Source organism: Arthrobacter sp. H41 (genome assembly GCF_000520535.1).
Classification (GTDB): domain Bacteria; phylum Actinomycetota; class Actinomycetes; order Actinomycetales; family Micrococcaceae; genus Arthrobacter_D.
The window spans coordinates 33,486-42,128 of record NZ_KI914840.1 but is presented as its reverse complement, the minus strand read 5'-3'; the positions used below and the strand labels follow the sequence as shown (position 1 = coordinate 42,128).

The 8,643-nt window shown below is 68.3% G+C and carries 6 protein-coding genes; 2 read left to right on the top strand and 4 right to left on the bottom strand.

Annotated features, from left to right (window positions below):
* The 3 genes from ileS to Y705_RS0115820 all read right to left on the bottom strand — a co-directional run.
* Positions 1-2,208: isoleucine--tRNA ligase (ileS, locus tag Y705_RS20705; RefSeq protein WP_049822891.1), on the bottom strand; the 2,208-nt coding region annotated here is incomplete at its 3' end.
* Between the two features lie 374 nt (positions 2,209-2,582).
* Entirely contained in the window at positions 2,583-4,469 is a 1,887-nt protein-coding gene (locus Y705_RS20700; RefSeq protein WP_049822890.1) for an alpha-amylase family protein, read from the bottom strand.
* A gap of 98 nt (positions 4,470-4,567) precedes the next feature.
* Positions 4,568-5,389: a DUF1684 domain-containing protein gene (locus Y705_RS0115820; protein ID WP_026533556.1), complete on the bottom strand. Its 822-nt coding sequence runs from the start codon at positions 5,387-5,389 to the stop codon at positions 4,568-4,570.
* Between the two features lie 175 nt (positions 5,390-5,564).
* On the opposite strand from Y705_RS0115820, the gene Y705_RS0115815 reads away from it, so the two are divergent.
* Positions 5,565-6,908 (top strand): cytochrome P450, encoded by a 1,344-nt coding sequence (locus Y705_RS0115815; protein WP_026533555.1) that lies wholly within the window; start codon positions 5,565-5,567, stop codon positions 6,906-6,908.
* Positions 6,909-6,916: 8 nt separating this feature from the next.
* On the opposite strand, the gene Y705_RS0115810 is transcribed toward Y705_RS0115815, so the two are convergent.
* Positions 6,917-7,711 carry an SDR family oxidoreductase gene (locus Y705_RS0115810; protein ID WP_026533554.1) on the bottom strand — a complete coding sequence of 265 codons (795 nt, stop codon included), beginning with the start codon at positions 7,709-7,711 and terminating at the stop codon, positions 6,917-6,919.
* A 126-nt stretch (positions 7,712-7,837) separates the two neighbouring features.
* Between Y705_RS0115810 and Y705_RS21595 the strand changes: the two genes are divergently transcribed.
* On the top strand, positions 7,838-8,643 hold an 806-nt coding region (locus Y705_RS21595; protein WP_155850122.1), incomplete at its 3' end, for a class I tRNA ligase family protein.

Sequence of the window (8,643 nt, the reverse complement as noted above, 5' to 3'; positions counted from 1 at the left end):
CTTCGCCTCGTACCCTCTCCCGCCGTTCGCCGCGTTGGTGTAGAGGCTGAAGAAGTGCCACACGTTCCAGAGCGGCAGCAGGACCTGGCGCACGCCCTCCCGGACGCCCTGCTCGGTCACCACGAGGTTGCCGCCGCGCAGGATCGGCGAGGCCATCAGGAACCAGCGCATGGCGTCCGAGCCGTCGCGGTCGAACACCTCCGAGACGTCCGGGTAGTTCCGCAGGCTCTTGGACATCTTCTGCCCGTCGGAGCCCAGCACGATGCCGTGGCTGATGACGTTGCGGAAGGCCGGGCGGTCGAACAGCGCCGTGGACAGGATGTGGAGCATGTAGAACCAGCCGCGCGTCTGGCCGATGTACTCCACGATGAAGTCCGCGGGGTTGTGGGTGTCGAACCACTGGCTGTTCTCGAACGGGTAGTGGACCTGGCCGTAGGGCATCGATCCGGAGTCGAACCAGACATCGAGCACGTCCTCGACGCGGCGCATGGTCGACCGCCCCGAGGGATCGTCGGGGTTCGGCCGCGTCAGTTCGTCGATGAAGGGGCGGTGGAGGTCCACCTCGCCCTCCTTGTTGACGGGAAGCCGGCCGAACGCCTCCTTCAGTTCGGCGAGCGAGCCGTACACGTCGGTGCGGGGGTATTCCGGGTTGTCGGACTGCCACACCGGGATGGGGCTGCCCCAGAAGCGGTTGCGGCTGATGGACCAGTCGCGGGCGTTCGAGAGCCACTTGCCGAACTGTCCGTCCTTGACGTTGCCCGGGATCCAGTTGATGTCCTGGTTGAGCTCCACCATGCGGTCGCGGAACTTCGTCACCTCGACGTACCAGGAGGACACCGCGCGGTAGATCAGCGGGTTGCGGCAGCGCCAGCAATGCGGGTAGCTGTGGACGTAGCTGGCCTGGCGGAGCAGCCGGCCCTGGGCTTTCAGGACACGGGTGATGGGTTTGTTCGCCTCGAAGACCTGCAGTCCGGCGATCTCCGCGAGCGGTCCGCGGGAGTACATCGGCAGGAAGCGGGCCCCCTCGTCGACGGAGAGGATCACCTGGATCCCTGCCGCCTCGCAGATCTTCTGGTCCTCCTCGCCGTAGGCCGGTGACTGGTGGACCAGCCCGGTGCCGTCCGTCGTCGTGACGTATTCGGCGACGAGGAAACGGAACGCATTCCGGTAGCCGCCCTCCTCGGCGTCCGTGAGGTAGTCCCACAGCGGCTCGTAGGTAAGGCCGTCCAGCTCCGAGCCGGGATGGGTCGAGGTCACAGCGGCTTTCGCCGCCGCGGCATCGGCGAAGCCGAGGTCCTTCGCATAGTTGCCGAGGAGGTCCTCGGCGATCAGGTAGCGGCCGGCCACGCCGTCGCGCTGGGCTTCGACAACGGCATAGGTGATGTCGGGCCCGACGGCGAGCGCCGCGTTGGTGGGCAGCGTCCAGGGCGTGGTGGTCCAGGCGAGGGCCTGCACGCCTGCCAGTTCGCGGGACAGCGCAGAGTCACCGGCGAGGATGGGGAAGGTGACGGTGACGGTCTGGTCCTGGCGGTCCTGGTAGACGTCCTCGTCCATGCGGAGTTCATGGTTGGAAAGCGGGGTCTCGTCGTTCCAGCAGTACGGGAGCACGCGGTAGCCGTTGTAGGTCAGGCCCTTCTCGTGCAGCGTCTTGAAGGCCCACAGCACCGATTCCATGTATTCGGGATTGAGCGTCTTGTAGTCGTTCTCGAAGTCCACCCACCGGGCCTGGCGGGTGACGTAGTTCTTCCACTCCCCCGCGTACTTCATCACGGAGGCCCGGGAGGCGTCATTGAACTTGTCGATGCCCATCGCGAGGATCTGCTGCTTGTCCGTCATGCCGAGCTGCTTCATGGCCTCGAGTTCGGCGGGCAGCCCGTGGGTATCCCAGCCGAAACGGCGCTCCACGCGGCGGCCGCGCTGCGTCTGGTAGCGGCCCACGAGGTCCTTCGCGTATCCGGTCAGGAGGTGGCCGTAGTGCGGCAGGCCGTTCGCGAAGGGAGGCCCGTCGTAGAACACGAACTCGTTCGAGCCGTCGGCACCTGCGTCGCGTGCATCGATGGAGGCCTGGAAGGTGCCGTCCTCGTCCCAGTATCGGAGGATCCGCTCTTCGATGGCGGGGAACTTCGGCGAGGCGGATGCTGGAGCGGATGCGCCGGCGGCCGCCGGCTCGGCGTCGCTCGAGACTGCTTTGGGGTAGATCTGCGGCATGTAGTCATCCTGTGGTGGCGGCGGGTCGGAGCAAGGGATGGAAATCCTGCTGCGAGGACGGGCACTGCCCTCGGATACCGGTTGCCTTGCCGGTTGCCGGGAACTGGACCCGCGGTACCACCTCACTTGCCGCCGTCGTCGGTGCCGCTCCCTAGCAGGAAGCGAAGCCTTCGGGGCTGCCACTCATTTTTCGGCTGTGACGGGCTCCCCGTCCGGTTCTACCTGGTCGACGGCCCTCTTCGGGCCGGCGTGCCGCTCTTCCGGAAGCTCACCGGTGATGGCCGGGTCGATGCTGATGTGCCAAGTCTAGCCTTCCGGCGAAATGCTTGTCGAAAGGTGCTGCCCTCCGCGGCCGGATCCTCCCGCGGCGTACCTCAGTGCCCCGTCCGGCAGCGGAGCCAGACGACGCCGTAAGCGTCGAGGCTGATGCCGTCGGCGAGGGTGATGAAAGTACCGGAGAGCAGTTCGACGGCGGAAGGCGCCAGGCCGGAGAGCGTCTCGGCGGAGATGTCCTGACGGGAGTCGGCGAAGTTCGCCAGGGCGAGGACCATCGAGCCTCCTGCCCCGGGTGCGCCCGGGCGCTGGTAGCCGAGGACCTGCGCATTGTTGGTGGAGAAGGGAACGAGCCTGCCGCCCGCGAACTCGGGCGTCAGCCTCCGCACTTCGATGAGCCGGTGCAGCCGGGAGAAGACCGCTCCCGCATCCGTTGCCGGGTCGTCCTTCACCGCGTACCGCCCGGCCGGGTACCCGGGGCGTCCCACCCACCGGGTGTCCTCCGCCTGTGCCGGGTCCTGCGCATAGGAGTAGTCGTTGAGCTGGCCGACCTCGTCGCCCAGGTAGAGCAGCGGAATGCCTCCGGTGCTGAGGATGATCGAGTGCGCAAGGAGGATCCGTCCAACGGCGCCGGGATCGCCCGCCTCCAGTCCCGCGAGCGACGCCGTCGTGCCGGAGATCCGGCAGTCGCCGGTGCGCGGGTTGTCCTGGAACGGGACGCCGCGCGCGAAGCTGCCGGGGAACCGGTTGACGAAGAACGCGTTGAGGAAGCGGCGGTGGTCGTGCCCATGGATGCCGAGCTCCGCGGCGTCCTCGTCGGAGAAGGTCCACCCGATGTCGTCGTGACTGCGCACGTAGTTGACCCACGCGGTGCCGGGCGGGGTGGCGTGCCGGCGCTCGAGCGCCTGGGCGAGGAGCGAGGCGTCGCGGGTCGCCAGCGAATTCCAGATCAGTGCCATCTGCAGCGGGTTGTAGCTGAGCTGGCATTCTTCCGGATGAATGTACTGGACCACCTCGTCGGGGTGGACGATCGCCTCGGACTTGAACAGGAGCGACGGCGCGGCGAGCCGGCAGACCGCGTTGAACGCCTGCAGGAGGAGGTGCGCTTCGGGAAGGCTCTCGCACGGGGTGCCGAGCCGCTTCCAGATGAACGCCACGGCGTCCATGCGGATGATGTCGATGCCCTGGTTGGCGAGGAACAGCATTTCCCGCGCCATGGCACGGAAAACCGCCGGATTGCGGTAGTTGAGGTCCCACTGGAAGGAGTAGAAGGTGGCCCAGACCCACCGGCCGTCGTCGAGCTGCACGAAGGAGCCGGGGTGGTCGTCGGGGAAGATCTCCCGCGCTGTTCGCTCGTAGGCGTCGGGCATCTCCCGGTCGGGGTAGAGCAGGTAGAAATCCTCGTACGCCGGGTCGCCCGCGAGTGCTTTCCGAGCCCACTCGTGCTCATTCGACGTGTGGTTGAAGATGAAGTCGACCACCAGGGAGATGCCGTTCGCCCGCAGCTCCGCGGCGAGGTCGGCGAGTTCGTCCATGGTCCCGAGCGCCGGGTCGACCTCGCGGTAGCTCGACACGGCATACCCGCCGTCGGAATTCTCCTCCGGCGCCCGGAAGAGCGGCATGAGGTGGAGGTAGGTCAGGCCCAGTTCCCGGAAGTACGGGATCCGGGAGCGGACGCCGGAAAGGGTGCCCGCGTAGCGGTCCACGTAGCAGACGCCACCGAGCATGGTGTTCGAGGAGAACCAGTAGGGATTCTGCGCGCGTGCCGCGTCGATGGCTTTGAGGTCGGCGGGCCGGTCCTGCCAGGAGTCCGCAGCCTCTACGGCGAGCAGCGCCAGCTGATCATCGGCATTCTCGCCGTAGATCCGGTGGAACAGGCCCGCCAGGCGGGGAAACTCCACTTCGAACCGCGCCTCGAAGGAGGCCCAGTCCGCGTCCGTCGTCGATCGCCGTCGGGCGGCGAGCACGTCGTTCGGGAGGAATGCCATGGGCGCGTCGTCCGATCCGTTCGCCTGATGAAGCCCGCTCCCGAGGGGAGCGCCCTCCCATCTATATCAGGTTCTAAAGCATCGGGCCGCAGGTCCGCTCACGCCCCGGCGGGCTGCTTCTCGCCGGCCTCGATCCCCACGTCGAGGCTGTTGTTCCTCACCGGCAGAGGGCATGTGCCGTAGGGTGTGAAAGCGCTCGGGTAGTTGACCGCACGGTTGAAGTCAAGGGTTACCGTCCCGTCAGGGCGGGGTATCGCCAGGAAGACCCTGCGCCAGTCGGCAGTGGTGTTCCCGTTCGTGGCGTCGTGGAACGTGACCGTCAGGGCGCCGCGCTGGTCCGCCTCCGCCTGCAGCCGGTACTCGTGGTCGACGCCGGGGAGGCGGAACACCACCTCGCCCGCGGACCGGTGAGTACCCTCCACCAGGGCGCTGGCGGTGCTGACCGGCACATCCACGGGCTCCGGAAACGGCTCGTAGCGGGCTTCGATCACGAGGTCCGGGCGGTAGTCGAAGGTGGGCACGCCGTCGAACCCGGAGAACACCGGCGACGCCGAGTCCCGCGTGCGGAGGGCGTACCGGTTCGCCCGCCGGGCGAGCTCCACCACCACCTGAGCGCCGTCGCCGCCGCGGTACTGGACCCACATCAGCGATGCCTCGTTCTCCAGCGTCGCGGCCACCGTCCCGGCGACGGGGTCGCCCGTCCCCACGAAGGTGAGCCCGTCCTCCGCTGCCGCGGCCAGCAGCGCCGTCGTGCCGTCCGAGGACCACAAGCCGGGAAGGGATCCGACGGCGGCGGGCCGGGTCTCCAGCCAATCGAACGACGTCAGGGTGAGCCAGCCGTGGTCCTGCGCGAGATCCCTGTCGCGGGCCTTCCGGAAGCGGAGCCAGCGGTCCAGCTGGGCATCGGGACTGGCATTCATGATTCCTCCAAGGCGTGGGAACTGTCCGGAACGAAGGTGGCGGTACCTGCTGAGCCAATAGAACCCCGCCAGGGTGGAAGTCATTCCCGGCGAGCTTTTCATTGTGCCGGACGGCATCCCTTGGCAGTGTGGGGTGGGACCCGCATCCCCAGACGTCCCGATAGGCGGTACACGCATGAGCATCCCTGAGCTGCCGAAGGCCTCAGTGCTCGACACGGCGATCTTCGTCGGAGCAGTCCTTTTGCCGACGCTCGCCAAGGGCCCGATCATCCGCCGGCCGCGGATGGTCGCCTTCGCGGAGCGCTTCCGGCTCGACGACCGCGCCGTCCGCGTAGTGCGCCGGCTCTCCGACAAGCACCCGGAAGGTCCCCTGCTCCTGCGCCTGCCCGTCCGCAACCAGGCCCTGATCCTCGCGCCGGACCAGGTGGACACGGTGCTGAACATGTCCCCCGAACCCTTTTCCCCGGCGAGCGATGAGAAGCGGGCGGCGCTCGCGCACTTCCAACCCGACAACGTACTGATCTCGAAAGGCCCGGTACGGAGCGTCCGGCGCGCCCTCCAGGAACAGGTCCTGGACACCGACCACCCCATCCACCAGCTCGCCGGGGCCTTTCTTCCAGTGGTCCGGCAGGAGATGGGAGAGCTCCTCGCCCGGTCCGAGGGCGGCGAACTGGCCTGGGAGGACTTCCTTCCCGCCTGGTACCGCGTGGTGCGCCGCGTGGTCTTCGGCGATTCCGCGCGCGATGACGAGGAACTGACGGACATGATCATCCAGCTGCGGAAGAGCGGCAACTGGGCCTTCCTCCACCCGAAGCAGAAGAGGCTGAGGGCACGGTTCCTGGCCCGGGTGACCGAGGAACTCGCCCGGGCGGAGGAGGGCAGCCTCGCCTCTGTCATGGCTGCGCGCGCGCCGCAGTACGAGGACGCGGCTCCCGCGGCACAGGTACCGCAGTGGCTCTTCGCCTTCGATCCCGCGGGCATGGCCACGTTCCGCGCCCTGTCCGTCCTCGCCACCCATCCCGAGGCGATGGAGCGAGCGCGCCAGGAACTGCGCGACGACGATTCCGGCGGCTCCTTCCTTCCCTACCTGCGCTCCTGCGTGCTCGAATCCCTGCGCCTGTGGCCCACCACCCCGCTGATCCTGCGGCAGACCACGCGTCCCGTGGAATGGGAGGACGGGCTGATGCCCGCCAGGTGCGGGGTCCTGATTTTCGCGCCCTACTTCCACCGGGACGAGCGCAATCTTCCCAGGGCGCACCAGTTCGCTCCCGAGCGCTGGCTCGAGGACGAGTCCGGCGACTCCGGCGGCTGGCCGCTGGTGCCCTTCAGCGACGGGCCCGTGGTGTGCCCGGGGAAGCAGCTGGTGCTTCTCCTGACGAGCGCGGCGCTCGCTCAACTGATCGGGGGAACCGATTTCCGCCTGACGAGCCACCACCGGCTGGACCCGCAGGGCCGCCTCCCGGGGACGCTCGACAACTACTCGCTCCGCTTCACGCCCTCACGCCGCGGCGAGGGCTGAGGGAAACCTCAGCCGCGTAGCACCTTGTGGTTGGCGGCCTGCGCGAGTGGCCGCAGGACGATCTGGTCGATATTGACGTGGTGCGGCGCGTTCAGCGCGAAGACGATCGCGTCGGCGACGTCGGCCGCGGTGAGCGGGCGGGCCACGCCGGCATACACGCGATCCGCCGCTTCCTGGTTTCCGCCCAGCCGGTTCAGCGCGAATTCCTCGGTGTGCACCATGCCGGGGGCCACCTCGATGACGCGGATATTGTTCGCGGCTTCCTCGAGCCGCAGCGCCCGCGCCAGTGCCTGCTGTCCGGCTTTCGCGGCACAGTACCCCGCCCCGCCCTCATAGGCGGCCAGCGCCGCCGTCGACGTCAGGAAGAGCACGCTGCCCTGTCCTCCCGCGCGGAGCGCCGGAAGGAACGCACGCGTCACCCGCATGGAGCCGAGCACGTTCGTCGAATACATGTGCTCCCAGTCGTCGTCCTTCGCCTGGGCGACCGGGTCGGCACCGAACGCGCCCCCGGCATTGTTGATCACCGCGTGCACGGGCCCCGCCTCGGTGACGGTGCGCAGCAGCGCATCGACCGATTGCTGGTCGGTGACATCGACGACGGCGGCCGTGGCGCCGGTCTCCTCCGCCAGCGACTGCAGGCGGTCCAGACGCCGGGCGGCGGCGGTCACGTCCCAACCTGCTGCGCTCAAGGCGCGGACCGTGGCGGCACCGATGCCGGAACTGGCACCGGTCACCACGGCACGCAGTGCTTTCGGCGCGTCGGGCGCAGGGGAACCGATGGATGCAGGCGAAAGTTGAGTCATGGACCCACTCTAGCCAGAGGGATTCCGCGCCCGGGAGGTTGCGGCCGTCGACCGCGGGAGCGGGAAACCCCGCGTGACGGGGTCCGGCATCCCGTCCCACGGGATTTAACTGGCAGAATGGCCAGTATGGCCGATACTACTCAGGGCACAGACACGCCCTCCTCCCAGCCCGTTCGCGTTCCCGACAAGCCCGCCCTCGAGGGGCTCGAGGGCCGTCTCGCCCGGCAGTGGCGGGACAACGGAACCTACTCCTTTCGCCGGGACACCCCGCGGGAGGCCGTCTACTCGATCGACACCCCTCCCCCCACGGCCTCCGGCTCGCTCCATGTGGGCCACATGTTCTCCTATACGCAGACCGACGTCCTGGCCCGCTTCCACCGGATGCGCGGCAAGAACGTCTTCTACCCGATGGGGTGGGATGACAACGGCCTCCCCACTGAACGCCGCGTCCAGAACTACTACGGGGTGCGTTGCGACCCCTCGGTTCCCTACGACGCCGGCTACCGGCCGCCCGCCGAGCCGGCGAAGAACCAGCGCGACTTCGACGCCGTCTCACGACGCAACTTCATCGAGCTGTGCGAAGAGCTCGCGGTGGAGGACGAGAAGGTCTTCGAGAACCTGTTCAGCACCCTGGGACTCTCCGTCGACTGGAACCTGACCTACCGGACCATCGACGACACCTCGCGCGCGGTATCGCAGCGCGCCTTCCTCGAGAACCTGGGTGCCGGGGACGCCTACCTCGCCGAAGCGCCCACGCTCTGGGACGTCACGTTCCGCACCGCCGTCGCGCAGGCCGAGGTCGAGGACCGAGAGCAGGCCGGTGCGTATCACCGGATTGCGTTCGCTGCGCCCGACGGCAGGAAGATCCACATCGAGACCACGCGTCCCGAGCTCCTGCCGGCTTGCGTGGCCCTGGTGGCCCATCCCGACGA